We start from the raw sequence: 26,197 nt of genomic DNA, 5'->3' as shown, positions 1-26,197 counted from the left end.
CTAAATTCCAATTCACATCAGCTTAGTGCTGATGTGAATGAGTGTGTTGTTCATCTTCAACATGTTGATGAGTATGCTGACAATTCATTTCAGCATCATCTTCGATCTGCAAAGTCACTTCGGCAATACCATGTTCATGCGATAACATTTCAATTGCAGCACGATGTAGCTGATTACGATCAACATTCGGTGCAAACAAATGTACGGTAAGATGAATATTCTTCGATGTAATCGCCCAAACCTTTAATTGGTGGATACTTTCAACACCATCTAAACCCAACAGATCAGTGCGTAACTTTTCAATATCAACCTCTTCAGGTACACCTTCTAATAAAATATTGATACTTTGTCTGAGCAAAATCCATGTTCTTGGTAAGACCCAAAAACCGATCGCAACTGCAATTATGGTATCAACCCAATACCAGTTGGTGTAATAGATAATCACAGCACCAATAATCACACCGACAGAACCTAATGCATCACTCAGCACTTCTAAATAAGCACCTTTCATGTTCAAACTTTCAGTCGCACTCGACATCAAAATTTTCATTGAAATCAAATTAATGATTAATCCAATTGATGCGACCACCAACATGCCTATACTTTGAATTTCGGGCGGTTGGGTAAAACGTTGATAGGCTTCGTAAAGAATATACATCGCCACAAAAAATAGCATAGATGCATTAAACAATGCCGCCAAAATCTCGAAACGCTGATAACCGAAGGTACGCTTATCATCAGCAGGGCGTTTAGCAATTTTAATCGCTGCTAAAGCAATCGCTAATGCAGCGGCATCAGTAAACATATGTGCAGCATCGGAAAGTAATGCCAAACTCTGTGTGATGATACCTGCAATAAATTCAATGACTAAAAAAGTCGTGGTCAGTATTAGCGCAATCGTTAGTTTTTTTGCATTGCCTTCTGTAACAGCAGCATGACTATGATCATGCCCTTGATGTCCACTCATGTTGGACTCCTTATCATTATCAAAGTAAGACTGTTCAGCCCCACAGTCGACCAAAGCATGAATCATGCTTTGATCGGTTCAGATTCTTCTTAATAAAATGCTTAATTAAGAAGATAACATAAATGGATTAGATTGCGGTTTCCTGACTTTTTGCTTCCTTAGCTTCATTCATCCAGCGATAAACTACAGGCAAAATCAGCAATGTCAGTAAAGTAGAAGAAATAATCCCACCTATCACAACTGTCGCCAATGGGCGTTGTACTTCTGCACCAGTCCCTGTGGCAATCGCCATCGGAATAAAACCCAACGATGCCACGAAGGCGGTCATCAGAACGGGACGTAATCGGAGAATCGCCCCCTGCCAGGTCGCTTTATGTACATTAAACTGCTCACGAAGCTCTTTGATGAAACTCAGCATCACTAACCCATTGAGTACTGCGACACCAGAGAGCGCAATGAATCCAACACCTGCGGACATAGACAATGGAATGTCACGCAGCCAAAGTGCGACTAATCCACCTGACAACGCAAATGGCACACCACTGAAGACCAACAGGCTTTCCTTAAAGTTATGAAACACTGCCATCAATAAAATAAAGATGGTAATCAACGCCAGTGGAATCACAATTTGCATACGAGCCGCCGCAGAAGCCAGATTTTCAAACTGTCCACCAAACTCTAGCCAATAACCTGCTGGCAGAGGTTGTTGTTTTAATGTCGCTTGTAACTCCTGCACAAATGAACCCAGATCACGACCCTCCACATTTGCGGTGACAATAACACGACGCTTACCATTTTCACGACCGACTTGGCTCATCCCTAAAATCGTTTCCACTTTGGCAACATCTTGCAATTGAATCAAACCACCATTTGGCAATTGAATAGGTAACTGCGCTAAGTTCTGTGCTGTACGTTGTGCATCAGGCAAACGAATTTCAAAATCAAAACGACGATCACCTTGCAAAATCTGTCCAACATTTTGACCACCCACGCTCGCTGCAACCACATCCTGAATGGTTTTAACCGACAGGCCATATTGCGCAGCTAATGCATGATTGATATCCACATTAAGCACTGGCAAACCTGTGGTCTGTTCCACTTTGACCGCAGTCGCACCTGAAATTTTCTGTACTTTTTGCGCAATCGCCTGTGCTTGAGTGTTCAGCACATTCATATCGTCACCAAAGACTTTGATCCCGACATCACTACGTACACCTGAGATCAACTCATTAAAACGGAGTTCAATTGGTTGTGAAAATTCACTGTTATTACCCGGGATGGTTTCCAAAAATGCCTGCATACGGCTACGTAATTCATCAATTGTTTCTTTCGGATTTTCCCATTGATCACGCGGTTTTAACAAAATCACAGCATCTGAGATATTTGGCGGCATCACATCGGTCGCAACTTCAGCTGTCCCCGTTCTGGCAAATACCGCTTTGACTTCTGAAAAATTCTTCATAATTAACTTTTCAGTATTTTCCTGCATACGTAAAGACTGCTCCAAGCCTGTGCTTGGCGAACGCATTTGTTGTAAGGCAAAATCTCCTTCACTCAGTTGTGGCGCAAATTCACTGCCAATTTGGGTCGTCAGTACGCCAGTCAGTACCAAAATACTCACGGCTAAAGCCACCACCACCATTTTGAATTGATATGCCCAATCCAAAATCTGTTGGTATTTACGTTTTAAGCCTTGCATCCAACGAGATTCTTTTTCTTTGACTTCACCTGTAATAAACAATGCAACCGCAGCTGGTACAAAAGTTACCGACAAAATCATCGCACCCAGCAATGCCATTACCACCGTCATTGCCATTGGATGGAACATTTTCGCTTCTACACCTGTCAAAGCAAAAATGGGTAAATACACCACCATAATAATGGCCTGACCAAATAGGAGTGGTTTACGTGCTTGCTTGGCTGCCAAAAAGACTTCTTTAAAGCGTTCCTGTCGTGTGAGTAAGCGTCCAGCATGATGCTGTGCCTCCGCTAGCCGTCGAATACAGTTTTCGACAATGACCACTGCACCATCAACAATGATCCCAAAATCTAATGCACCTAAACTCATTAAATTGGCACTGATATTTTGTTCAGCCATACCCGTTAAGGTGAACAGCATTGACAACGGAATCACACAAGCAGTAATCAAAGCAGCACGGAAGTTGCCTAAGAAAATAAACAGAATCACGATGACTAAAATCGCGCCTTCTACTAAGTTTTTCTGAACCGTTTTGATGGCTTTATTTACTAAGCTCGTACGGTCATACACCGTTTCAATTTCAACGCCTTTGGGTAAAGTCAGCTGAATTTCATTGATCTTACTATCAACCGCTTGGGCAACCGTACGGCTATTTTCGCCCATCATCATCATAGCGATACCAAGCACGGTTTCCTCGCCATTATATGTGGCAGCACCTGTACGCAAATCATGTCCGATCGCCACTGAAGCCACATCTGCAACACGAATGGGTAGACCATTTTTAACCGAGACAGTAATGTTTTGAATATCCTCAACTGTACTGAGCATACCCGGCACACGTACCGTTAGTTGTTGTCCATTTTCCTCAATAAAACCTGCGCCTCGGTTTTCATTGTTCTCTTGCAATGCAGCTTGGAACGCTGGCAAGGAAATTTGGAGTTGCTGTAAACGCTTTAAATCAGGTGAAACAATATAGGTTTTGCTGTAGCCGCCAATACTGTTAATTTCAGCCACACCTTTAACACGCTGTAATTGTGGACGCACAATCCAATCTTGGATTTCTCGTAAGTCCATCGCACTATACGGTGTTCCATCTTCTTTTTTTGCATCGGGTTTAGCTTTAACCACCCATTGATAAATCTCTCCAAGCCCTGTAGAGATCGGTGACATCACAGGATCAACCGCATCTGGCAATTGTCCGTCTGCCTCCTGCAAACGTTGATTAATTAACTGTCTTGCCCAGTAAATATCCGTGCCATCTTTAAAAATAATGGTCACTTGCGATAAGCCATAACGAGAAATCGAACGGGTTTGTTCTAGATCTGGAATACCTGCCATCGCAGTTTCGATCGGATAGGTAATCCGCTGTTCTACCTCTAAAGCGGTATAACCATTCGCTTGGGTATTAATTTGTACTTGAGTATTGGTAATATCAGGAACTGCATCTATCGGAAGCTTTTGATAGCTCCAAATACCAACTGCAATCCACGTCATCATAAATAGCATCACCCAAATGGCATTACGAATCGAAAATTGAATCAATCGATCAAATAAACCTTCAGGCTTGGGGAATTGAGGAGAGTTAATGCCCATGTTCAGCCTCCCCTTTTTCAAGTTCTGATTTCAACAAGAAACTACCTGTTACTACATAAGACTGGCCCGCACTCAAACCTTGGGTAATTTCGACCCATTGTCCATCTTGGGTACGTTGACCGATCTGAACAGGAATCGCTTTGAAATCAAAACCCTTTTTCTGATTCGTTTGAGCGGCGAAAACGACATCTTTACCTTCAACCTGTTGAATCGCCTGTGCATTCACACGGATAGCTGACTGTTTTGAGCCTGCTTGTAACTCTACATTCACCATCAAATTTGGACGTAATTCGGCTGCATTTGACAGAACTTTAGCGCGCACTTGTAAACGCCCTGTTTGTGCATCGGCTTCAGTAGTGAGACTTTGAACTTGTGCGTTAAATTGATTACCTGTTTGCAGAGACTTGAAGCGGATTTGTTGATTTGGCTGAACATTGACGTTAGCGATTGTCGGCATAACAAACTCCAACCAAAGCTGATCAAGTTGATCTATGGTGAACAACTGATCGGCAAGCTGAACATTTTCTCCAATCACAATATCTTTGTTGCTAATCACACCATTCATTGGTGCTGTGAGGGTATAGCGTCCGCTAGAATTTGAACCAGCACCGAAAGCGGTTAAACGTGAGCGAGCAGCTTGTACCTGAATTTGCGCTTGACGATAAGCATTATAAGCACGCTGATAATCTTGTTTTGCAGAAATGCCCTGCGACCATAAACTGCGTTCACGTTCATAATCTTGTTTCGCCAAATCCAAATTTGTTTGCGCAATTTGTAGATTGGCTTGTTGATCGACGAGATCTGGAACCAATAAATTGGCTAAGGCCTGACCTCGTTTGACTTGCTGACCTAGTTCAACAAAAACAGACTCCACACGCCCAGCGAAACTCGGCGAAACGTGCGCTTGGCGATCTGTATTGACCACCAATTTGGCTGGAAATGTTTGAACTTGATTGACTTCACCTAATGCAACTTGCGCAAGTTTGACATTTTGCTGCTGCATTTGCTCATTGGTTAAGGTGAGCTTTTCCTCTTCCTCACCCTGCTCTTTTTCACCTTCAGCACCTTCTTTTTCATTTTCCTGATGAGCGTGCTCTTGCTCAGCATTCTCGGTATTTTCAGCTTTAGCACCCCATAACAAAGCACCCGCGAGAATCCCCGTGACAACAATAATGATGCTAATCCAAACCCATTGAGAACGTGTTTTTTGTTTCATATCCATCTCTTATTCTCCTACTTGGCTTGGAAAAGCGTTACTTTGTTGCCAAACGCGTTGATTTAATTGCATTAAGGCATCTTTCGCTGTGATCTGCTCTACTGGAAGCCCCATACGTGCACTTTGTACTTCCACATTCAATTGCCAAGCTTGTTTAAGGAGTTGAACTTTACGTAAACGGACATCCTGTAACTGAGTTGTGGCTTGTTGCACATCCGTAACAGCAAATTTACCTAGGCGAAAACCTTGCAAAGTCTTTTGCTGAACCTGTATCGCTAAAGGCACTTGTTGGTCATTTAACTGTTTAAATTGCGTTTGTAGTCCACGTAGTTCAGCAAGACGAACATCAATATCCAACTGATTTTGCTGACGATAAAAACGATGTTGTTGTTGAATCAGTGTTTGCTTCGCTTCCGCAATCTGGATACCGTATTTTTGTGAGTTAAAAATATTGAGCGGAATCTCCACCCCTAAACGAATTTGATTTTCAGTATTTTGATCTGCCGAACGTGTCCGATTTACACCTAAAGACATAATCGGTTGAGGACGAGATTTTGCTTTGAGCTGATCAATATTGGCTTGTTGACGCTGAGTTTCTAATTGCAAACCTCGCTCAAATAAATTCTCTATATCTTGTCGGTCAGTTTTTACGACTATGGCACGAGACCAAAGCTCATTGACACTGGGAGCAATCACAAATTGATTCAGGTCACTGCCCCAAAAACTTGCTAATTGCTGTTGTGCAACTCGAAGCTGTAAATCTGCTTGTTGATAAATACGCTGATTTTCTAAATGTGCAATACGAACTCGCTCAACATCAACTTGAGCTATATTACCAGCTTGATAACGCTTCATCGTTGCGTCTAAATTTTCTTGGCTGACTTGTAATTGCTCTGCAACCAAAGACTTTTCCAATTGGAATAATGCCACTTGTGACCATGCATATTGCACAATCAATTCAAGTTCAGCATTGTAGCGTTGCTGTTCTAAATCGACTTGAGTTGCTGAAAGCTGAGCAACTTTTTGTGCTGCACGTCGTTGACCAAATAAATCTAATGGCTGTGAAATACCAATGGCAAGCTCTTGATCCTGATTATTCTGTAAACCAGTTTGCTCAATTGAAATGCTTGGATTCACACGTAAAGCACTTTGTTTGAGCTGTACATTCGCCATCTGTTGTTGGGTTTGCCAATTGGATTGGTTGGCTTGATAACCACGAATTTGCTCAAGAATTTTTTCAAAGTTACTATTTCGCTGCGCAACAGTTGTTGGCGATTGATTCACATTGAGTAAGGACTCAGCTGAAGCTGCTTGAGCTAAAACTCCCACTGATAAACCAATACTCAAAATTGACCATTTCAATGATGATAAAAGCAGATGATTTCTAAGCGTACGCTTTTTAAATGCATAGCTACGCTGATTTAAACTTAAAGACATATAAAGCCCCGCAAATAAATAAGGTTGCGGTGGGCTATTTTTCGGCTACCCCACCTATAGCGGGGTGAATACAGGCGGCGGGGTGAGTTGTGATAAATGTGGCGACTGGTACAAATTAGACCAGTAATATTTTTGTTCTATTTCATGCGTCTGTAAAATTGGTTCATTCAACTGTTGTTGCGCTTCGGTCACAACGACATGAAAACAAGATGGCAAATGATCATGATGATCTTGCAAACTTAACGGCATGGGTAAATCAGAAGCATCTTGATCTGCAACTACTGCATGTTTTTCAGAAGCATCTAAATTTTCAGGGATATGATGCCCAAAATGATTCAACGTACGATATTCAGTCGGCTGTTCATGCGCACAAAAAGCTGCCGCCACATTCCAAAAACTTTGGAACATGAACAAACTCAGCAAGAGTGTCATAAATACAGCAGAACGTTGCACATTACACCAACTGTTCAAAATTTGGGTCACTATAGCAAGTAAAGTACATGTAATAAAATTACATTATTAAAAGATTATTCCGATAAGGCTATTCTTCAAATTAAATTGAAAAACCAATTACTCTTTTAAACTCATAGAACAACAATCTTTATCATAAGGTTCCATTTCCCTAAAAAGGCTTCCGGAAAAGCCTTTTTATTTAAAAAATATCTACTGTTGTTTTTGTAGATCATAAGTAAAGCGAATTACAACATCATCAATAACCTTGTTAAATGCCTCATTAATGGTCATTGGTGCTACATTTTCAACTGGTGCTTTTTTGTTCCCAACAGTCGATAAAATCATATGCGGATAACGCTGAGAAATTTCTTTGCCTTGAGCATCGATATATTTAAATTTAAATTCATATTTATCAGTAACTGCATTACCTACAGCACCAAAAGTCAAACCCGTTAATGCACCTTTCCCAGCAGCTTCGCCTAAATCAGCTACATTGTTTGCTGTTAAATAGATTTTTGCTTGGTTATCATTATTAGATTGAACTATAGGTGAGAATACACCTGTAGCTCTTAAACTACGATCTACACTAGACTGTAATTCTTTTGCCGCTCTTGGAATAACCACACCATTTCTTTGAAATTCTGTAGTTAATACCACCGGAATGGGTTGATTTGGCCTTTTGATATCAGAATAACTAAGTCCTTTATATGCTGGATCAACATAAGACTTAACAGAAAGACACCCTGTAAGTTGTGTAGCAGCAGCTACCCCTAAAACAATAGAATAAAGTTTAATTTTTTTCATAATTTTCCAAAAAGTATATTTACCATTTAATAAATTGAAAATTAATATTAATATTAATAAATTAAAAAAATAAGACTAATTGCGATTATTTTAATAAGTTTGAATCGCTTAACTTCTATAGAGTAAACCGCCTATAAGTTAAATGAGAATAAATCCATTTTTTAATATTTATTAGTTCTCTATAAAATAAAAAAAACCAGCTCGAAAGCTGGTTTTTTAGACAGGAAATTAACCTGTAATCTTTTTATACTTTGTACGTTTAGTTGCTGCTGTATCCCCTAAACGAGACTGACGGTATGCTTCGTATTCTGCATAGTTACCTGTGTAGAATTCTGGCTGTTCATTCTCAAATGACAAGATGTGCGTTGCAATACGGTCAAGGAACCAACGGTCATGCGATACCACCATCACTGTACCTGGGAATACAAGAATTGCATCCTCAAGCGCACGTAAAGTTTCGATATCCAAGTCGTTCGATGGCTCATCCAGTAAGATAACGTTTGCACCTAACTGTAAGATCTTGGCAAGTTGTAAGCGGTTACGCTCACCACCAGACAATTCACCTACACGTTTTTGCTGATCTTGACCTTTAAAGTTAAAGCGACCGATATAAGCACGTGATGCAATTTCGTAATCACCAATTTTTAAGATATCTAAACCACCAGAAACTTCTTCCCAAACGGTTTTGTTGTTATCTAAGGTGTCACGGATCTGACCAACGTAAGCCACTTTAACCGACTCACCTAAAGTCACAGTACCTGTATCTGGTTGCTGTTCACCGGTCATCATACGGAATAGCGTGGTTTTACCCGCACCGTTTGGACCCACGATACCCACAATCGCTGTAGGAGGTACAGTAAACGTTAAGTTTTCGTAAAGTAAGCGACCATCGAATGATTTACTGATGCCTTCAACTTCTACAACTTTATTTCCTAGGCGTGGGCCAGGTGGAATATAAATTTCAGAAGTTTCATTACGCTGTTGGAACTCACGAGAGTTAAGCTCTTCAAAACGCTCCATACGCGCTTTGTTTTTCTTTTGCTGACCTTTGGCATTTGAACGAACCCATTCAAGTTCTTTTTTCAATGCTTTCGCAAAAGATTCTTCTTGTTTGTTCTCTTGCTCTAGGCGGGCATTCTTTTGTTCCAACCAAGAAGAATAGTTACCTTGATAAGGAATCCCCATGCCACGGTCAAGTTCAAGAATCCACTCAGCCACGTTATCCAAGAAATAACGGTCATGCGTAATCGCAACGATCGTACCAGGGAAATCTTTCAAGAAACGCTCTAACCAAGACACTGATTCAGCATCTAAATGGTTCGTTGGTTCGTCAAGAAGTAACATGTCTGGCTTAGAAAGCAATAAACGACATAATGCAACACGACGGCGCTCACCACCTGAAAGCAATGATACATCTGCATCCCAAGCTGGAAGATTCAATGCATCTGCAGCAATTTCAAGCTGATTATTCAGATTATGTGCATCCCAAGCATGGATGATTGATTCTAATTTTTCTTGCTCTTTTGCAAGTGCATCAAAATCTGCATCTGGATCTGCATATTCTGCAAAAACCTGATCAAGACGTTCTAAAGCATCAAGTGCTTCACGTACGCCATCTTCAACGTTTCCACGTACATCTTTACTTGGGTCGAGTGGCGGCTCTTGTTCTAAGTAACCGATTTTGATTCCTGGTTGTGCGCGTGCTTCACCTGAGAAATCTTTATCTACGCCAGCCATAATACGGAGTAAGGTAGATTTACCTGCACCGTTCAAACCAAGCACACCAATTTTTGCGCCTGGGAAAAATGATAAAGAGATGTCTTTTAAGATTTCGCGCTTTGGCGGAACCATTTTCGACACTCGATTCATCGTATAAATATATTGGGCCACGCAGGACTCCTCAATTGAAAAACCAATAAATCGCAAAAAGCGAAAAATAATCGCACGTATTATACGCTGAAAACGGGATTAACATGAAGTTAAGATCATCTTTGTTTCATCCAATCAAAGGATTTTCTTTTTCAAGACATTACACAATTTTGTCTTCATAACAGAATTATCGCCTTCAATCGCTTAATATTTTGTTTATATGAATAAAAACGCAATAAATCGCATAAATTATGCACCATTTTGAATAGCTTTTCGGCTACACTCGATCAGTATTTAACTCACGTAGATGATGTAATCATGACCTATAAAGATGAAACTTTAGCCATTCATGCGGGATATTCACCAGAAGCCACTACAAAGGCTGTCGCTGTACCTATTTATCAAACCACGTCTTATGCATTTGATAATACACAGCATGGTGCTGACTTATTCGATTTAAAAGTTCAGGGAAATATTTACACCCGTATTATGAATCCAACCACTGCCGTACTCGAACAACGCCTCGCAGCGCTTGAAGGTGGTATTGGTGCATTGGCTCTAGCCTCAGGTATGGCAGCGATCACCTATTCGATTCAAACGATTGCTGAAGCAGGTGACAATATTGCATCTGTATCCACTTTATACGGTGGTACTTATAACCTATTTGCGCATACATTGCCGAAACAAGGGATTGAAGTTCGTTTCTTTGATTATCAGAATCCCGAAGCTTTACGTTCTATTATTGATGATAAGACCAAACTGGTCTTTGTTGAGTCGATCGGAAACCCTCTTGGGAATATCATCGACCTAGAAGCAATCTCCAAAATTGCTCATGAATATGGTGTGCCTGTTATTGTAGATAATACTGTTGCAACTCCTGCTTTATTGAAACCATTTGAATTTGGTGCAGATATCGTGGTTCATTCTCTGACGAAATACATTGGCGGACATGGCAACAGTATTGGTGGTGTCATTATTGATAGTGGCAAATTCCCTTGGGGCAAATATCCTGAACGTTTTAAAGCGTTGAATACACCAGATCCAAGCTATCACGGCGTGAATTATGTTGAAGTTCTGGGTGAAGCTGCTTATATCGCACGTGCACGCGTTGTTCCGTTACGCAATACAGGGGCTGCGATTAGTCCACTGAGTGTGTTTTTGATCTTACAAGGTTTAGAAACTTTAAGCCTTCGTATGGAGCGCCATACGGAGAATGCACTGAAAGTTGCAAATTATTTGAAACAACATCCAAAAGTAAAATGGGTCAATTATGCAGGTTTAAGTGACCATCCACAGCATAATTTGGCACAAAAGTATGTGAAAGGTAAACCTTCAGCAATTCTTTCTTTTGGCGTGCAAGATGGCTTAGAAGGCGGTACTCGCTTTATCGATGCATTACAACTCTTTACGCGTTTGGTCAATATTGGTGATGCCAAAAGCTTGGCATGTCACCCTGCTACCACAACCCATCGCCAACTCAATGCTGAAGAACTTAAATCTGCTGGTGTCAGCGAAGATCTAGTTCGCCTTTCTGTCGGTATCGAACATATTGATGATTTGCTTGCAGATCTAGAACAAGCCCTCGCTCAAGTTTAAACGCCAGTACATCAAACCGCCTCTCTTGTAGAGGCTGTTTTTTTATTTAATAAACTAAAAACTTATTTCCTTTTCAACTATCCCTATATTTAGTTTTAGAGTTTTTACTCTAAAAAATTTATTATATTTCAAATATTTACACTAGACAAACAAAAAAAATCGGTTAATATTAATACAAAATAAAGTGCAATGTTTAATCGCAATAAAAAAGCATTGCAAACAACAGCTTGATTAATGTAGGTAACTTACATGAACGCAAAACTCAAAAAACTTTTTCAACAAAAAGTCGACGGGAAAACTATTGTTGTCACTGGTGCATCAAGTGGCATTGGTTTAACGGTCTCAAAATACCTCGCTCAGGCAGGTGCTCATGTCTTGTTGCTTGCTCGTACTAAAGAAAAATTAGACGAAGTCAAAGCTGAGATTGAAGCTGAGGGTGGAAAAGCTTCTGTTTTTCCATGTGACCTTAACGACATGGAATCAATTGATGCAGTTTCAAAAGAAATTTTAGCTGCTGTTGATCACATTGATATTTTGGTTAATAACGCAGGTCGTTCAATTCGTCGTGCTGTACATGAGTCTGTTGATCGTTTCCATGACTTTGAACGTACTATGCAATTGAATTACTTCGGTGCAGTTCGTTTAGTGTTAAATGTGTTGCCACACATGATGCAACGTAAAGATGGCCAAATCATCAATATCAGTTCGATTGGTGTACTTGCAAATGCAACCCGCTTCTCTGCTTATGTAGCATCAAAAGCAGCACTGGATGCATTTAGCCGTTGTTTATCTGCTGAAGTTCACTCGCACAAAATTGCAATCACTTCGATTTATATGCCATTAGTGCGCACACCAATGATTGCACCAACCAAAATCTATAAATATGTACCAACGCTTTCTCCTGAACAAGCAGCGGATTTGATTGCTTATGCGATTGTGAAACGTCCGAAGAAGATTGCAACCAACCTAGGTCGTCTTGCATCGATTACTTATGCGATTGCACCAGATGTAAATAATATTTTGATGTCAATCGGATTTAACTTATTCCCAAGCTCTACAGCATCTGTAGGTGAGCAAGAGAAATTAAATCTTGTACAACGTGCCTATGCACGCTTGTTCCCAGGTGAACACTGGTAATCTTGTGATTCCGATTTTAAAAACAGCGTATCTCTAGATACGCTGTTTTTTTATGATTTAAACAATTTGTGTGGATGTTGTTTGTTTCATCCAATCTGTTGTTTTTGTAATAGCATCCGCTAAATCCCCTGTCTGTATATCCCAACGCTGTCTAAATTGTTTAAGCGGTTCTAAATCCAGTTGTTCAGTCCTCAAAAAACTTAACATCTCAGCCGACATTTCTAATTGATTTGCCAACCATGTCCATTTCAAAATTAATCGTAAAATAGCCAGCGGCACATGTTGTTTCGGTGCGGAGACTTTTAATTGTTGAGCAATCATTTGCGTCAATTCAGACAAAGGAATGTTCTGCTCTGAGGCAACTAATAAGGACTGGTTCACTAAACCTGAATCTGTTGCAGCTCGCACCATCACTTGGCATAGATCATCTACGCTCACCAAAGGCAGATAATGTTTTGGTGTTGCAGGAATTGCACTCATTTTACGACGCTTTAATAAATCAATCATTTGAGCAATTGGTTGATTGTGAGGGATTTCACCCGATAAAGCATCACCACAGACTGTAGCAGGATGAATAATCGTCCAATCAATCGAGAGCTTTTCAGCACATTCTATCCAAGCGTAATGAGCCTCAATTTTGGAAGCTTCATATGCACCTAATTGTTGATACACTGCTTGCCAATCGGTTCGGTTAGGTTGTTCCAAACACACGCCTGCTTGCTGTATATGCGATTGTATGGTCAACATATAGCCTGAAACATGTAGAGCACGCTGTAAATGACAATGTTGTGTTACGCAACTCAGTAAATTTAATGCACCATCCACATTCACAGCTCGAGCTTGTTGCATACTCAAGTTCCATGCAAAAAGCGCGCTAATGTTATATAACGTATCCACTGAACTTAATTTTTCCCAATCTTGCTCGCTGATTCCGAGCTTAGGCCTAGTCACATCACCTTGAATAAATGTGAGTCTGTATGTAGGAATGTGTTGAGCACTGAACCATTGTTCTAAACTCGCTTGTTGTACTGACTGACGTCGTAACAACGCAAAAACCTGATGCCCATTCTTTAATAATTCTGCAATTAAAAATCGCCCAACAAATCCAGTTGCTCCAGCAACTAGCGCAATCTGTTTTTGCTGAAATTTTATCGGATTATTTTCCATGTTTAAGATCCTATTTTTGAAGATAGGAATAGGCTAAAGGATGGAGTACACTCTATAGTCAAGCAATTTTTTATTGCACTTTGAAAATAATAAGGATGAGATCATGTTAATTGGACAACTCGCAAAACAAACTGATTTAAGCCGAGATACCATCCGTTTTTATGAAAAAATGCAGTTAATTCAGTCTATCACCCGCAATAATGGCTATAAGGATTATCCAGAACAAACACTACAACAATTACAGTTAATACGAACTGCAAAAAATTTAGGATTTTCTCTCACTGAAATTAAACAAATTTTGGCACTAACAGCGCAAGGAGAAATCCCCGCCATTCAAGTACACGATATTTTCCAAGACAAACTGAATATGATTGATGAAAAAATTTCACAATTACTGCATATCAAAACCATGTTAAGTCGCTTTACACAAGGGGCTGCTTGCCCACTTAGAGCAGATTGCCCTATTCCTGACATAAATTAATTATTTTTCAGAATATTAGAGTCTAAGTTTAACTTTATTTCCTAATTTTAGTTTCATTCCTACCTCCTTAAAATCTCTTTTTATTTAAAATATCGCTATAAAAAGCATACAAAATAGTGTCATTTTCATGTTTTTCAGCGGTATATAACATTCATTAAAAGTTAAATAAAAAAGCCTGATTGGATTACGAAAGGAATAGGAATGAACCAAACATATAGTAAGGAAGAAAGACTCAGCCGTATTAAAGGCATTGTCGGTGCAGCATCAGGGAATTTAGTTGAATGGTTCGATTTTTATATTTATGCCGTTTTTGCTGCTTATTTTACTCATGCATTGACCGCTCCAGATATGGATTCAACCACCAAAGCCATTTATGTATGGGGAGTGTTTGGCGCGAGCTTCTTCATGCGACCCATTGGTAGTTGGTTATTCGGACGCATTGCCGACCGCCAAGGTCGTAAACAATCCATGGTTATTTCGATTTGCTTAATGGCACTCAGCTCATTCCTATTTGCAGCATTGCCGACCTATGATCAAGTTGGAATGTGGGCACCATTTTTACTGTTAATGGTTCGTTTACTACAAGGTCTATCCGTTGGTGGTGAATATGGCGCTGTTGCTACCTATATGAGCGAACTTGGCTTAAAAGGACAGCGTGGTTTCTTCGCATCATTCCAATATGTGACCTTATCAGGCGGACAACTTCTTGCCAGTTTACTTGGGGTGATTTTGCTTGGTTTTATGACGGAGCAACAATTAAATGATGGCGGTTGGCGTATTCCATTTGTGATCGGTGGTGTCGCTGCTTTGCTTTCTCTTGCTGCGCGAAGTCGCTTAGAAGAAACACTTTCTCATGAAGATGCGGAACGTGAAGAGTCAGGTAGTTTAATTGCATTATTGAAGCAACATTGGAAAACGTTTCTGTTGGTGGTGGGATACACCTCAGCAGGTTCACTCACCTTTTACGTGGTAACGGTATATTCAAAAACCTACCTCACCAATATCGGTATGGATGGTAAAACTGTAGGCTTTATCATGACGACGGCATTATTTGTGTTTATGATCGCGCAACCTTTGTTTGGGATGTTATCGGATCGAATCGGTCGTCGTGCTTCAATGCTCGCTTTCAGCTTACTCAGCGCAATCTTTATTTATCCAGTCATGGTTACGGGGATGCGGAGTTTTGCCGACTCACCTGTCATCATCACCTTATTACTCATTTTCTTGATGATGTTGTTGAGCTTCTACACCTCAATCAGCGGTTTGGTCAAAGCTGAAATGTTCCCTCCTCATGTACGCGCCTTAGGTGTCGGTTTCTCCTATGCGGTGGGTAATGCCTTATTTGGTGGTTCTGCACCATCGGTTGCCCTGATATTTAAAGATGCAGGCATTGAAAATATCTTCTTTATCTATGTGATTTTCATGCTGATTATTTGTTTCTTGTGTAGCTTGGCGTTACCGAAAAAACCTGAATATTTGGAGCATGATCACTAATCAAGCGAATGATTCATTTAAACCACTTTTGTTCTCGCAAAAGTGGTTTTTTTATTTCTAATTGTTTAATCAAGATAAGGGTTCAAACGAACCAATTGCTTAAACCCACTCTTTACTACCATTGCTGTTCGAGATTTTGGGCGAATACGTGCCTCTTTTTGAGTAAATTCAATCATGTGCTGGTTAAAGTCTAAACGAGGATATTGCCCAAATAATTGTTGTCTAAATTGTGTAGAAAACTCAAAACCTCGACTTCCAATCACATCACAACTGGCCGCCTGCTGTAGCAAATGTGCCTCAACACCCTCATCAACCGCAACATAAGGATTCATGTGCATACTGATGACATCAAACAATTGATCAGCACGTGGTGCTTGCCATCCTTGTGCTAAAGACCAGTCTTGAGCAGCATAAGCACCCTGTCCTGCAAAACAACGACAATTTTCGTGATGCTGATAATGTTGCTCAGTCATGCCTAAATCATGGAGCAAACAAGATACCGCCAATAATTCAGCATCGTGTTTTAGATTCTGCATCTTGGAAAATGCAACGGCATAATGCCAAGTCCTTAAACAATGATTCTGTAAACTCACTGAACTACAAGATTGTATCTTTTCAATTGCCTGTTTGACATGATTACTATCAGGCAAATGTAAATCATCCACACTCAAAAACTGATGACGCTGCTTAGAATGACCTGAATACATATACATTTTTATACTTTGTTTGAGCACAGGAAATAGGCTATGACTCAATAAGGCCATACGATCCTTTAAAGACAAATCGCCTGAAGTTTGAGCCATCCATTCTTGTCGACCAATCTGCATTTTTATTCACCTATAAAATTAGAGTAATTACTCTAATTTCTAGTTTTACTGTAAATTTCTGCTTCTGTCAAAGTGATCTGAGGCGTTGCTTCTATAAAAGCTAAAGCAAATTTTTGAGTCGTTCATCTAACCAATCGATAAAGTCTTGGAAATATTTTGGGCGATATTGTCGATCCGTCAGCAAAATATTCACAGGTAATTCCAAGCTTGGAATATCTGAGAATAATCGCTGGAGCTGCCCTTGCTCTACATAAGTTTTCGCATCGAATTCAGGGATCTGAATCAAGCCGATACCTGCCAAACCTGCTTGGATATAGGCCTCTGTATTTTCAACCAGTAAACGATAAGGCATCTTGACAGGATGATTCTGAAAGCTTAATTCACTTAGTTCTCTATAATGCTTTGCCACATGATAATCCACAGCAAAATGCCGTTCTAACTCATCAAAATGCTTTGGTTCACCATATTCCGCCAAATATTTTGGTGATGCTAAAGTCCAGATTTGCGTCTGTTTAATCGGTCGAATCAGTAAATATTCATCCTGAACCTGACCAACCCGCACCACACAATCCAGTTGTTGTTCAATCAAATTTGAAAAATCATCACTGCCATTAATCAACACTTTGACTTTAGGATAGCGTTGATAAAATGCAGATAGATGAGGGATCAACACTTGTGTTGCCAAACGTTTCGGCATACCGATACTGATCTTGCCCTCTTGGCTACGTACCTGCGTTTTAAAACGATTTAACTCTTTCAGTTGGGCAACCAGACGTATTGCCTCCTCATAAAACAAACTGCCTTCATGCGTTAACGCAACTTTACGCGTAGTGCGATAAAACAGTAAAACTTCATATTCTTTTTCCAAAGCCTGAATCGCATAAGTCACATTTGAACGAGGCAAACCCAGTTGCAGTGCGGCTTGGGCAAAAGACTGTTTTTCAGCGACCAGACAAAAAATCTTTAACCGCTCAATTTTATCCATTTTATTATTCAACTTTTTTGCACAATCAATTCAATACTAACAACTATTTCAAACAAATAAATTCAATTAGGATGTTTTCTATGCAAAAACAACATGAGGAATAAAGCAATGTCACAACATAATCTAAAAGGAAAAACGGTACTGATTACCGGCGGTGCAAAAAACTTAGGTGGATTAATTTCACGTAAATTTGCTGAACAAGGGGCAAATTTATTGATTCATTACAACAGTGCCGCAACACAATCAGATGCTGAAGAAACTTTACAAGCGGTACAAGCACTGGGGATTAAAGCAATTTTGGTACAAGCAGATTTAGCCAATATCCAAAACGTTGAAGACTTATTTATTCAAGCCAAAACAGAATTTGGCGGTGTGGATATCGCAATTAATACCGTCGGGCGCGTGCTCAAAAAACCGTATTTAGATACCACTGAACAAGAGTTTGATGGCATGAATGATATCAATAATAAAATTGCCTATTTCTTTATTCAATCGGCAGGTCGTCATCTCAATCCAAATGGAAAAATCTGTACCATTGTCACCAGTTTACTTGCTGCATATACAGGACTTTATTCCACTTATGAGGGTTTAAAAGCCCCTGTGGAACACTACACGCGTGCTGCATCAAAAGAGTTTGGTGAACGTGGTATTTCTGTCACTGCTGTCGCACCTGGTCCAATGGATACGCCTTTTTTCTACGGTCAGGAAGCACCAGAAGCTGTGGCTTATCATAAATCAGCATCAGCCTTGGGCGGCTTAACCAAGATCGAAGATATTGAACCCTTAGTACGTTTCTTAGTGACTGATGGTTGGTGGATTACAGGACAAACCATTTTCGCCAATGGTGGATACACCACGCGTTAAGGCATTCATAATCAAGATTGGGTGCATGATCTGTAACCCAATCTTTTAATTCAACCAAAACACCAATCCATAAAAACATGCCAAACTCAAAATAATCGTCAACAAGGTATGACGGACTTTATACGCAATCAAAATCGTTAAAATCGTCGCCAGAAAATAAGGATTGAGTAATGTTTCACGAAATACACCATGTTCATCCATAAAAACAATCGGTGTTGCAATAGCCGTCAATAAACACGGTGCAGAATATTGCAAAGATTGTTGAAACCATTTGGGTAAACGCAAAGGCAGATTCGGTTCAAGTAGAATATAGCGATTCATAAACACCACAATTGCGAGAATAATCAGGAGAAACCAAGTCATGCTGTACGCTCCCTAAAATTCTGCAAACAGGTTGCCGCAAACATTCCAATTACACCCGCCATAATCGCGGCACTTTTAAAACCTAAACTTAGAAAAACAACGGTGAGAATCACTGAAACCAATACTCCAACCAAAGTATTTAAGTTTTTAATAAATGGAACCACGATTGCGATAAATGTCGCGACAATCGAAAAATCGAGATGATATTGATCTAAATTAGGAACTGCAGCAGCAAGAAAGACCCCACAAGCACTAAATAGAACCCAACATAAATAAAAGCAAAGTCCTGCGCCTAGCAGATAGTGAATATAATGCTGTTGCTTTTTAATACTCACTGCAAACAATTCATCAGTTAGTAAAAAGCCCAACATCAACCGATCTTTTAAAGGCTGTTTAGAAATATCTTCACGTAAATACAGTGCATATAAATAATGCTGCGTGGTAATCAAAAAAACGGAAATGATAATTGTGATTGCAGGCGTTCCTGCCATGACTAAACCTAAGGTCATCAATTGTGCAGCACCTGCAAAGACCAATGCAGACATCCCAATCGCTTGTAAAGTCGTTAGCCCTGCTTGAATCGCCATTGAACCCGCGAGTAAACCCCACGGCAATACCGCAAAACACAATGGCAGTATTTTGATCACTCCATTTAAAAATGCCCGTGATTCGGTCATCGGAGTGTCGTCTGTGCTTTCACCTAACATCAACATCACAATTATTCATTAACGAGAATAGACTATGCCAAAAATGACTTCATGAAGCTTGTATAAAATTGCGGTTTTATTTGAGATAAGCAATATAACCACCCGGTGTAATACCAAACGTTTGACGGAAATGTCGACTGAAATGACTTTGATCCGAGAAACCACATTGTTGTGAAACCTCGGATAAATTCAGACCTTGTCTTAATAATTTTTGTGACTTCTGTAAACGCGCTTGAATGAGCCACGCATGCGGTGAGAGTCCAACATGCTTTTTAAATTGACGTAAAAAATGCCACTGGCTGAGATTTGCCATTCCCGCTAATTCAATAAGTGAAAACTCTTGCTCAGGTATACTCGCCATTAATTCTTTAATATTTAAAATGCGTTGTTTCGCATTACTCAGATCAGTGGCTTGAGGCTTGGTTTGACTATATTTTGAGATTAGCCAAGCAATTGTCGACAAAAATAATGTTTGTTTAAGCAGCTTATTATTCGGTTGTTCAAGTAAATCAAAAAGTAATCGTAATTGCTGTGCCAAACCTTCATCATGCAACACTGCTTCTCTAAACCACGGTGCTGTACCGTGTACAGTGGTGAGATCACGGGTTAATTCATGGAAAATTTCGGGAGTCGGATAAATCGCGCGATAACGCCAACCTGTTTCCACGGCAGATGAGCCTGTATGCACTTCATCAGCATTCACTAAAATAATATCGCCTTGTGGTGCAACATGATTGCCACCTGTACGATAGAACCGTTGTGCCCCTTCCTCAATGACACCAATGCAAAATCCTTCATGGACATGCCGTGAGAATTCCTGCTGATAGTAACTGGCTTTCAGCATTTCTAAACCACCCAATTCTTCTAGGTGTAAGTAATCGACTTGTTCTCGAGGTCTGCGCGACATCACGACCTCCTAAGGGATGTATGCATCATTTCAGGTTAACGCGATTTAGATAGATTTATAGAACAAAATTGCTGTTTTTCGCATCTACTATTTGCTTATAGTTGATTGATTCAGATAAACGTATTTTTACAAAGATCTTGCAACAGAAAATATCTCAAAAGCATTAAAAAATTTTACATAACTAAGTGGAAAATTAAATAGAATAAAGCCAACTATTATTAAAAAAATTCACCATAAAAACATTCACCATTCAAGGTCTTATTATGAAAAAAATACAAAATAATTTTAATGACTTAGAAACAAGTCTAAAAAAACTCAGTCAAACTAGTTTATTTTGTTCTTCTAAGATTAATCAAAATAAAATAGAAGACGTTGAGCAACTTTATAACCAAATGGAGGCTGTTATTCAAATAGCTGATCTTACAGCAGATGATATCTTACATAACATGGGGAAATTACTTACCATTATGGAATCTCCATGTTTAATCTGGGCACCAGGTTTATCACCTTTATTAGCCAGCCACTATAACTTATGTTTAGGTACAATCCTGACATTAGCAGGAGAGAATCGTAATTTACTTAACCAATATATAGATGATTTGATAAAACTAAAAAGCAAAGGAATCTATATGGTTACTGAGCTAGATATGGGGAATAATGCAATGAGTTTAGAAACACAAGCGCATTATAATAAAGAAGCAAAAGAATTTATTATAAATACACCTGTCGTTGGGGCATGTAAATTTATGCCTTATTTAGGCTCAAATCGACACCCTAAACTGGCTGTAGTCATGGCTCGGCTATGGACTGAAGGAAAGGATTGTGGCGTTCACCCTTTTGTTATTCAATGTCGAGATCATGACGGAAAATTATTATCAGGCATTAAAACAAGTGAGCTATCTGTTGTTGATATGCATACGGCACAAGTAGATCATAGTATTACGGCTTTTCATGATGTTCGAATTCCATATTATGCTTTTTTAGGTGGAGATTTAAATCAAGTAACATCTGATGGGTTATTTATTACTAAAGCTAAAAATAAAAGAGAAATTTTCTTTCACTCACTCTCTCGTGTGGAATGGGGGAAAATAGTATTAGTTGCAGCACTAATACCTAATTTCAAAATTGCAATTTCAAATGCAATTGAATACTCAAAGAATAGAACTCTTAATAATAAAAACATTCGCTTTAGCTTACTCGATATTCTTATACATAAATTAGAGCTATCCTACGCATATGTCTCTATTATCGCCTCAATTTCACTTTATGAATCGATCAAACAAAAATGCTTAACGGAAAAGCTCTCAAAAACAGAATTCCAACATCAGGCTGGTATCGTAAAAAGTATGTGTGTAGAAATTGCAAGAGAGGCTCTACATATTTGTATGGCAAGGACTGGTGCTCAAGGTAAAATGGGACGTAATCTCATTGTCTCAGCAATCTCTTTAAACGACCACACTAGTACGGCAGAAGGTGATTCATTACCTGTATTGATGAAAATCGCAAAGGATCTTATTAATAAAAATTTAGAACCAAGCCAAATTGCAAATATGGAGAATTTATCTATTAAATCAGTACTCAAATTGCAACACATTATCTTGTATCAAATTCAAAAGCAAAAAGATTTTTTATCATCAAAATTGGAAAGTAGTATGGATACTATTCAAGCATGGAATGACTCCACACAAATTGCCAAAGAACTTGCTTGGGCTTATGGTATTTATCAAACCATACTAGCACTCCAGAATCGCCCAGAAGTACAAAGAAATTTTTCCATCAAATATATTTTAGATAACGCGGCATGGTTCAGTGCCAACGGACTTATTACCCATGCAGAGTTTCAAAACTTACGTACTGATTATGAAACAAGCTGCATCCAAGTATTTGAACAAGAAGCCCTTTTTGTGGCAAATGAATTTGATATGCTTGAGCTAGTTAAAAGAACTCCTATGGGTAATAAAGAAATCGCTAGAAAATGGGGAGATATTGCACAAATTTTTTAATACAAAAGAAGAAATAAATTTTGTGTTTTATCTTTTTTGAAATTTAATTACTGACTGTTATTCTAACATCGCAAATCAAAAAAAATTTTATAGTAGAAGATTAATAAGAAATAAGCCTATTAATATAGGCTTATTTCCTCAATAATTCAGACTTTTAACAATTAAAGAAGATTATTTAGAACCTTTGATCCCTGCTTGTAATAACAAAGCACCTAAACCACCAATTTTTTGCTCTTGTGGTTTTTCAGTTTTTGGCTTGTTATTTTGCGGACGCTTAAAGTCACCTTCTTTACGTGGTGGACGTTGACCTTGAGGCTTACGCTCTGAACGTTCAGTTCGCTCTTGCTGTGGACGCTGTTGCTGACGTGGCGCTTTAGCAGGTGCAGAACCTTCTGCACGCATACTTAAGTTCACACGATTACGCTCCACATCAACTTGCATCACACGTACTTGCACAATTTGACCTGGTTTCACCACTTTATGTGGATCAGAAACAAATTCATTTGCAAGTTCAGAGATATGCACTAAACCATCTTGATGTACACCCACATCTACGAACGCGCCGAAGTTAGTCACATTGGTCACCACACCTTCGAGCTGCATGCCTTCAGTCAGTTGCGCAACTTCCGTAATATCTTCACGGAACTTGGCAGTACGGAACTCTGGACGTGGATCACGAGCCGGCTTTTCAAGTTCAGCTAAAATATCTTGAATCGTCGGCAAACCAAATTTGTCATCGACAAACTCATCTGCTTTGACTTGGCGGATAATTTCAGTATTACCAATAATGTCTTTTACTGTTGTGGCTTTTGCTGCAACAATCTTTTCAACAACGCCATAACTTTCTGGGTGAACTGCTGATGCATCCAATGGCTCAGAACCATTTTGAACACGTAAGAAGCCTGCTGATTGTTCAAAAGTACGCTCACCTAAACGTGGCACTTTTTTCAAGGCTTGACGGTTATCGAAACGACCATGTTCTTTACGATATTCAACGATTTGCTGTGCAATCGATTTATTTAAACCTGCAATATATGCCAAGATCGCTGGAGATGCGGTATTCACATCCACACCCACCGCATTCACACAGTCTTCAACAACTGCATCCAGTGTTTTTGCCAAACCAGTTTGATTCACATCATGCTGATATTGACCCACACCAATTGATTTAGGATCAATTTTAACGAGTTCGGCCAATGGATCTTGTAAACGACGAGCAATCGATACTGCTCCACGAATTGAAACATCAAGCTCTGGTAATTCTTGAGAAGCAAGTTCACTTGCCGAATAAACCGATGCTCCAGCTTCACTGACCGTAATACGCGTGAGTTTTAAATCAGTATTTGCAGCCATCATCTCAGCAACAACAGCTTCGGTTTCACGACTCGCTGTACCATTACCAATCGCAATAAGTTCCACGTGGAACTCTCTGCATAAACGAGCGAGCTCTGCAATTGAGCCTTCTTTATCTTCTTTCGGTGCAAACGGGTAAATCGTGCTATGTGCTAGAACATCACCTGCATCACTCACAACCGCAAGCTTTACGCCTGTACGGATACCAGGATCAACACCTAAAGTCGTACGGCCACCAGCAGGTGCAGAAAGAAGTAAATGACGTAGATTTTCAGCAAACACATCCATTGCTTCAGCTTCAGCAGCTAAGCGCTTATCAGTCAATAATGAATGTTCGATTTGCGGGCGAATCTTGCCAAGCCAAAATAATTTTGCAGTTTGTTTTAAATAATCCTGACGGCTTTGTGGTTGAATTTGTTCAAGATTATATTCATTTTCGATGCGTACCAATGGCGCATCATCTTCACCATCTACTTTTAAACACAATACATTTTCTTGACGACCACGTAACATCGCCAATAAACGATGAGAAGGTAACTTGTTTAAATTTTCTGAAAATTCAAAATAATCACGGAATTTTTTGCCAACTTCTTTTTTCTCTTCAGAAGCAACTGCGCTTTTCAAAACTGCTGTTTTAGAGAAAATTTGTTTTAATTCAGTGGTTAATCCAATATTTTGTGCCCAATCATCAATCAAGATATGCTGAATTGCATCAAGTTGGCTTTCGACATCTGGATAATCTTCATGACTAAAACCTACCAATGCCTCAGTCGGATCAACTTGATCGGCAATAATTTTTTCAGCTATTGGACCTAAACCAGCTTCTTTTGCCTTAAATGATTTACTGGTACGTTTTGGACGGTACGGTGCATAAATTTCTTCTAATGCATTTTTAGTTTCTGCTGCATTCACGCGCGCCAATAAATCATCACTTAATTTATCTTGTTCTTGTAAAGATTGAATCACCTTTTCACGACGCTCGTATAAATCACGTAGATAAGTTAAACGTGTGTCGAGTTGGCGTAATTGCGTATCGTCTAAGCCCTGCGTGACTTCTTTACGGTAACGTGCAATAAAAGGAACGCTAGCGCCTTCATCAATTAAACGAATAGCAGCTTCTACTTGGTTTGGACGTACGGCAAGTTCATTTGCCAACTGCTGAACTAAGTCAGTCATCGTGATTGATTCCACAAGGGTTAAGTCTAAAAGCACTGATTATAAAGTCCGTGACTATAAAATCCACTATTGTTTTTTTGAATATTTTTAGAGTAGATTATGCTAATTGATAAATACTTATAAAATACTAAGAATTTTTCGCCTAAATATTGAAAAATAGATCGATTGTCATAATTTTACCTGTATACATTTGGTATCTATCTCTTGATTTTATTGGCAATATTTGTTGCTTTATAACATAGCCAAAACTGTGCAATGAATCGTATACTCCCTAGCATTGCATAAAGACGATGACAATAAACGATAAAGGAGCACATCATGAGTTTAGTTGTACCTGCCGAATCGACGGAAACCGTACATCATGAGACAGATCGCGTCGAACGCATTTTAGTGGTCGATGATGATGTGCGTCTGCGTACCTTATTACAACGCTTTTTAGAAGATAAAGGCTTTGTGGTAAAAACAGCCCATGATGCAACGCAAATGGATCGTTTACTACAACGTGAGTTATTTTCGCTTATCGTTTTAGATTTTATGCTGCCTGTTGAAGATGGTTTAAGTATTTGCCGTCGTTTACGTCAGTCTAATATCGACACACCTATTATTATGCTCACTGCACGTGGTAGTGATTCTGACCGTATTGCGGGTCTTGAAGCGGGTGCAGATGATTATTTACCAAAACCATTCAACCCAAATGAACTATTAGCACGAATTCGTGCCGTTTTACGTCGCCAAGTCCGTGAAGTACCAGGTGCACCAAGTCAACAAGTTGAAGTCGTAAGTTTTGGTCCATGGTCGCTTGACCTTTCTACACGTACTTTAACGCGTGAAGGTCAGGTGGTCACGTTAACGACAGGTGAATTTGCGGTATTAAAAGCTTTGGTTCAGCATCCTCGCGAACCTTTAACTCGTGATAAATTGATGAATTTGGCACGTGGTCGTGAATGGGGTGCTATGGAGCGCTCGATTGATGTCCAAGTCTCTCGTCTACGTCGTTTAATCGAAGATAATCCTGCGCGTGCCCGTTATATTCAAACCGTTTGGGGTGTAGGTTACGTATTTGTTCCAGATGGTGCAGAGTAAGCTTAGGAAATTCTTC

21 protein-coding genes are annotated in these 26,197 nt (G+C 39.5%); 7 read left to right on the top strand and 14 right to left on the bottom strand.

Going from position 1 to position 26,197, the window contains the following annotated elements; all coding sequences use genetic code 11:
• Positions 1-22: 22 nt before the first annotated feature.
• From AC0JIQ_RS01245 to ettA, 7 genes are all read right to left on the bottom strand, one after another.
• A complete protein-coding gene (locus AC0JIQ_RS01245) occupies positions 23-967 on the bottom strand; it encodes a cation diffusion facilitator family transporter (RefSeq protein ID WP_034600869.1) in 945 nt (314 codons plus the stop codon).
• A gap of 127 nt (positions 968-1,094) precedes the next feature.
• Positions 1,095-4,259: an efflux RND transporter permease subunit gene (locus AC0JIQ_RS01240; protein WP_474202402.1), complete on the bottom strand. Its 3,165-nt coding sequence runs from the start codon at positions 4,257-4,259 to the stop codon at positions 1,095-1,097.
• Positions 4,249-5,481 (bottom strand): efflux RND transporter periplasmic adaptor subunit, encoded by a 1,233-nt coding sequence (locus AC0JIQ_RS01235; RefSeq protein WP_474202401.1) that lies wholly within the window; start codon positions 5,479-5,481, stop codon positions 4,249-4,251. The genes AC0JIQ_RS01240 and AC0JIQ_RS01235 overlap by 11 nt, the downstream gene beginning before the upstream one ends.
• 3 nt (positions 5,482-5,484) lie before the next feature.
• A complete protein-coding gene (locus tag AC0JIQ_RS01230; RefSeq protein WP_474202400.1) occupies positions 5,485-6,912 on the bottom strand; it encodes a TolC family protein in 1,428 nt (475 codons plus the stop codon).
• 54 nt (positions 6,913-6,966) lie between these two features.
• On the bottom strand, positions 6,967-7,365 hold the full coding sequence (locus AC0JIQ_RS01225; RefSeq protein WP_241306525.1) for a cation efflux protein, CzcI-like: 399 nt from the start codon (positions 7,363-7,365) through the stop codon (positions 6,967-6,969).
• A gap of 210 nt (positions 7,366-7,575) precedes the next feature.
• The gene (locus AC0JIQ_RS01220) at positions 7,576-8,169 is read right to left on the bottom strand and encodes a hypothetical protein (RefSeq protein ID WP_474202399.1); all 594 of its coding nucleotides are present in this window, start codon (positions 8,167-8,169) and stop codon (positions 7,576-7,578) included.
• Positions 8,170-8,397: 228 nt separating this feature from the next.
• Complete coding sequence (gene ettA, locus AC0JIQ_RS01215) at positions 8,398-10,059, bottom strand: energy-dependent translational throttle protein EttA (protein ID WP_004660087.1); 1,662 nt, start codon at positions 10,057-10,059, stop codon at positions 8,398-8,400.
• Positions 10,060-10,356: 297 nt separating this feature from the next.
• Between ettA and AC0JIQ_RS01210 the strand changes: the two genes are divergently transcribed.
• Positions 10,357-11,634, top strand: a complete 1,278-nt coding sequence (locus AC0JIQ_RS01210) for an O-acetylhomoserine aminocarboxypropyltransferase/cysteine synthase family protein (RefSeq protein WP_474202398.1) — start codon at positions 10,357-10,359, stop codon at positions 11,632-11,634.
• A 249-nt stretch (positions 11,635-11,883) separates the two neighbouring features.
• Positions 11,884-12,771 (top strand): SDR family NAD(P)-dependent oxidoreductase, encoded by an 888-nt coding sequence (locus AC0JIQ_RS01205; RefSeq protein WP_046739943.1) that lies wholly within the window; start codon positions 11,884-11,886, stop codon positions 12,769-12,771.
• A 57-nt stretch (positions 12,772-12,828) separates the two neighbouring features.
• Here AC0JIQ_RS01205 and AC0JIQ_RS01200 read toward each other — a convergent pair whose 3' ends face one another.
• The gene (locus AC0JIQ_RS01200) at positions 12,829-13,938 is read right to left on the bottom strand and encodes an SDR family oxidoreductase (protein WP_474202397.1); all 1,110 of its coding nucleotides are present in this window, start codon (positions 13,936-13,938) and stop codon (positions 12,829-12,831) included.
• Positions 13,939-14,041: 103 nt separating this feature from the next.
• Here AC0JIQ_RS01200 and AC0JIQ_RS01195 point away from each other — a divergent pair, with 103 nt between their 5' ends.
• Together AC0JIQ_RS01195 and AC0JIQ_RS01190 are read left to right on the top strand one after the other, a co-directional pair.
• On the top strand, positions 14,042-14,419 hold the full coding sequence (locus AC0JIQ_RS01195) for a heavy metal-responsive transcriptional regulator (protein WP_005219411.1): 378 nt from the start codon (positions 14,042-14,044) through the stop codon (positions 14,417-14,419).
• A 201-nt stretch (positions 14,420-14,620) separates the two neighbouring features.
• On the top strand, positions 14,621-15,913 hold the full coding sequence (locus tag AC0JIQ_RS01190) for an MFS transporter (protein ID WP_474202396.1): 1,293 nt from the start codon (positions 14,621-14,623) through the stop codon (positions 15,911-15,913).
• 65 nt (positions 15,914-15,978) lie between these two features.
• Here the strand turns inward: AC0JIQ_RS01190 and AC0JIQ_RS01185 are convergent, their stop codons facing one another.
• Together AC0JIQ_RS01185 and AC0JIQ_RS01180 are read right to left on the bottom strand one after the other, a co-directional pair.
• Positions 15,979-16,740, bottom strand: a complete 762-nt coding sequence (locus tag AC0JIQ_RS01185; protein ID WP_474202395.1) for an HD domain-containing protein — start codon at positions 16,738-16,740, stop codon at positions 15,979-15,981.
• Between the two features lie 100 nt (positions 16,741-16,840).
• Positions 16,841-17,725 carry a LysR family transcriptional regulator gene (locus AC0JIQ_RS01180; protein ID WP_474202394.1) on the bottom strand — a complete coding sequence of 295 codons (885 nt, stop codon included), beginning with the start codon at positions 17,723-17,725 and terminating at the stop codon, positions 16,841-16,843.
• Between the two features lie 108 nt (positions 17,726-17,833).
• Between AC0JIQ_RS01180 and AC0JIQ_RS01175 the strand changes: the two genes are divergently transcribed.
• On the top strand, positions 17,834-18,589 hold the full coding sequence (locus tag AC0JIQ_RS01175; protein ID WP_474202393.1) for an SDR family oxidoreductase: 756 nt from the start codon (positions 17,834-17,836) through the stop codon (positions 18,587-18,589).
• A 45-nt stretch (positions 18,590-18,634) separates the two neighbouring features.
• Here the strand turns inward: AC0JIQ_RS01175 and AC0JIQ_RS01170 are convergent, their stop codons facing one another.
• The 3 genes from AC0JIQ_RS01170 to AC0JIQ_RS01160 form a co-directional block, all read right to left on the bottom strand.
• Positions 18,635-18,952: an AzlD domain-containing protein gene (locus AC0JIQ_RS01170; protein ID WP_005052287.1), complete on the bottom strand. Its 318-nt coding sequence runs from the start codon at positions 18,950-18,952 to the stop codon at positions 18,635-18,637.
• Positions 18,949-19,659 (bottom strand): AzlC family ABC transporter permease, encoded by a 711-nt coding sequence (locus AC0JIQ_RS01165; RefSeq protein WP_005219401.1) that lies wholly within the window; start codon positions 19,657-19,659, stop codon positions 18,949-18,951. Before AC0JIQ_RS01165 ends, AC0JIQ_RS01170 begins: the two co-directional genes overlap by 4 nt.
• A 76-nt stretch (positions 19,660-19,735) precedes the next feature.
• Complete coding sequence (locus AC0JIQ_RS01160; protein ID WP_474202392.1) at positions 19,736-20,566, bottom strand: AraC family ligand binding domain-containing protein; 831 nt, start codon at positions 20,564-20,566, stop codon at positions 19,736-19,738.
• 263 nt (positions 20,567-20,829) lie between these two features.
• On the opposite strand from AC0JIQ_RS01160, the gene AC0JIQ_RS01155 reads away from it, so the two are divergent.
• The gene (locus tag AC0JIQ_RS01155) at positions 20,830-22,569 is read left to right on the top strand and encodes an acyl-CoA dehydrogenase family protein (protein WP_474202391.1); all 1,740 of its coding nucleotides are present in this window, start codon (positions 20,830-20,832) and stop codon (positions 22,567-22,569) included.
• Between the two features lie 171 nt (positions 22,570-22,740).
• On the opposite strand, the gene AC0JIQ_RS01150 is transcribed toward AC0JIQ_RS01155, so the two are convergent.
• Positions 22,741-25,098: a Tex family protein gene (locus AC0JIQ_RS01150; protein WP_474202390.1), complete on the bottom strand. Its 2,358-nt coding sequence runs from the start codon at positions 25,096-25,098 to the stop codon at positions 22,741-22,743.
• Positions 25,099-25,416: 318 nt separating this feature from the next.
• Between AC0JIQ_RS01150 and ompR the strand changes: the two genes are divergently transcribed.
• A complete protein-coding gene (gene ompR, locus AC0JIQ_RS01145; RefSeq protein WP_004657337.1) occupies positions 25,417-26,181 on the top strand; it encodes an osmolarity response regulator transcription factor OmpR in 765 nt (254 codons plus the stop codon).
• The last annotated feature ends 16 nt before the right edge of the window (positions 26,182-26,197 follow it).

This window comes from Acinetobacter sp. FB (assembly GCF_056033405.1).
This window is presented reverse-complemented; position numbering and strand designations above follow the sequence as displayed.

Excerpts from the sequence above, each read along its gene's own strand:
- AC0JIQ_RS01170 (WP_005052287.1), bottom strand. The coding sequence starts at position 18,952 with ATGACTTGGTTTCTCCTGATTATTCTCGCAATTGTGGTGTTTATGAAT.
- AC0JIQ_RS01240 (WP_474202402.1), bottom strand. The coding sequence starts at position 4,259 with ATGGGCATTAACTCTCCTCAATTCCCCAAGCCTGAAGGTTTATTTGAT.
- AC0JIQ_RS01155 (WP_474202391.1), top strand. The coding sequence starts at position 20,830 with ATGAAAAAAATACAAAATAATTTTAATGACTTAGAAACAAGTCTAAAA.
- AC0JIQ_RS01190 (WP_474202396.1), top strand. The coding sequence starts at position 14,621 with ATGAACCAAACATATAGTAAGGAAGAAAGACTCAGCCGTATTAAAGGC.
- AC0JIQ_RS01210 (WP_474202398.1), top strand. The coding sequence starts at position 10,357 with ATGACCTATAAAGATGAAACTTTAGCCATTCATGCGGGATATTCACCA.
- AC0JIQ_RS01205 (WP_046739943.1), top strand. The coding sequence starts at position 11,884 with ATGAACGCAAAACTCAAAAAACTTTTTCAACAAAAAGTCGACGGGAAA.
- AC0JIQ_RS01160 (WP_474202392.1), bottom strand. The coding sequence starts at position 20,566 with ATGTCGCGCAGACCTCGAGAACAAGTCGATTACTTACACCTAGAAGAA.
- AC0JIQ_RS01185 (WP_474202395.1), bottom strand. The coding sequence starts at position 16,740 with ATGCAGATTGGTCGACAAGAATGGATGGCTCAAACTTCAGGCGATTTG.
- AC0JIQ_RS01195 (WP_005219411.1), top strand. The coding sequence starts at position 14,042 with ATGTTAATTGGACAACTCGCAAAACAAACTGATTTAAGCCGAGATACC.
- AC0JIQ_RS01165 (WP_005219401.1), bottom strand. The coding sequence starts at position 19,659 with ATGTTAGGTGAAAGCACAGACGACACTCCGATGACCGAATCACGGGCA.
- AC0JIQ_RS01200 (WP_474202397.1), bottom strand. The coding sequence starts at position 13,938 with ATGGAAAATAATCCGATAAAATTTCAGCAAAAACAGATTGCGCTAGTT.
- AC0JIQ_RS01230 (WP_474202400.1), bottom strand. The coding sequence starts at position 6,912 with ATGTCTTTAAGTTTAAATCAGCGTAGCTATGCATTTAAAAAGCGTACG.
- AC0JIQ_RS01150 (WP_474202390.1), bottom strand. The coding sequence starts at position 25,098 with ATGACTGACTTAGTTCAGCAGTTGGCAAATGAACTTGCCGTACGTCCA.
- ompR (WP_004657337.1), top strand. The coding sequence starts at position 25,417 with ATGAGTTTAGTTGTACCTGCCGAATCGACGGAAACCGTACATCATGAG.
- AC0JIQ_RS01235 (WP_474202401.1), bottom strand. The coding sequence starts at position 5,481 with ATGGATATGAAACAAAAAACACGTTCTCAATGGGTTTGGATTAGCATC.
- AC0JIQ_RS01175 (WP_474202393.1), top strand. The coding sequence starts at position 17,834 with ATGTCACAACATAATCTAAAAGGAAAAACGGTACTGATTACCGGCGGT.
- AC0JIQ_RS01220 (WP_474202399.1), bottom strand. The coding sequence starts at position 8,169 with ATGAAAAAAATTAAACTTTATTCTATTGTTTTAGGGGTAGCTGCTGCT.
- AC0JIQ_RS01180 (WP_474202394.1), bottom strand. The coding sequence starts at position 17,725 with ATGGATAAAATTGAGCGGTTAAAGATTTTTTGTCTGGTCGCTGAAAAA.
- AC0JIQ_RS01245 (WP_034600869.1), bottom strand. The coding sequence starts at position 967 with ATGAGTGGACATCAAGGGCATGATCATAGTCATGCTGCTGTTACAGAA.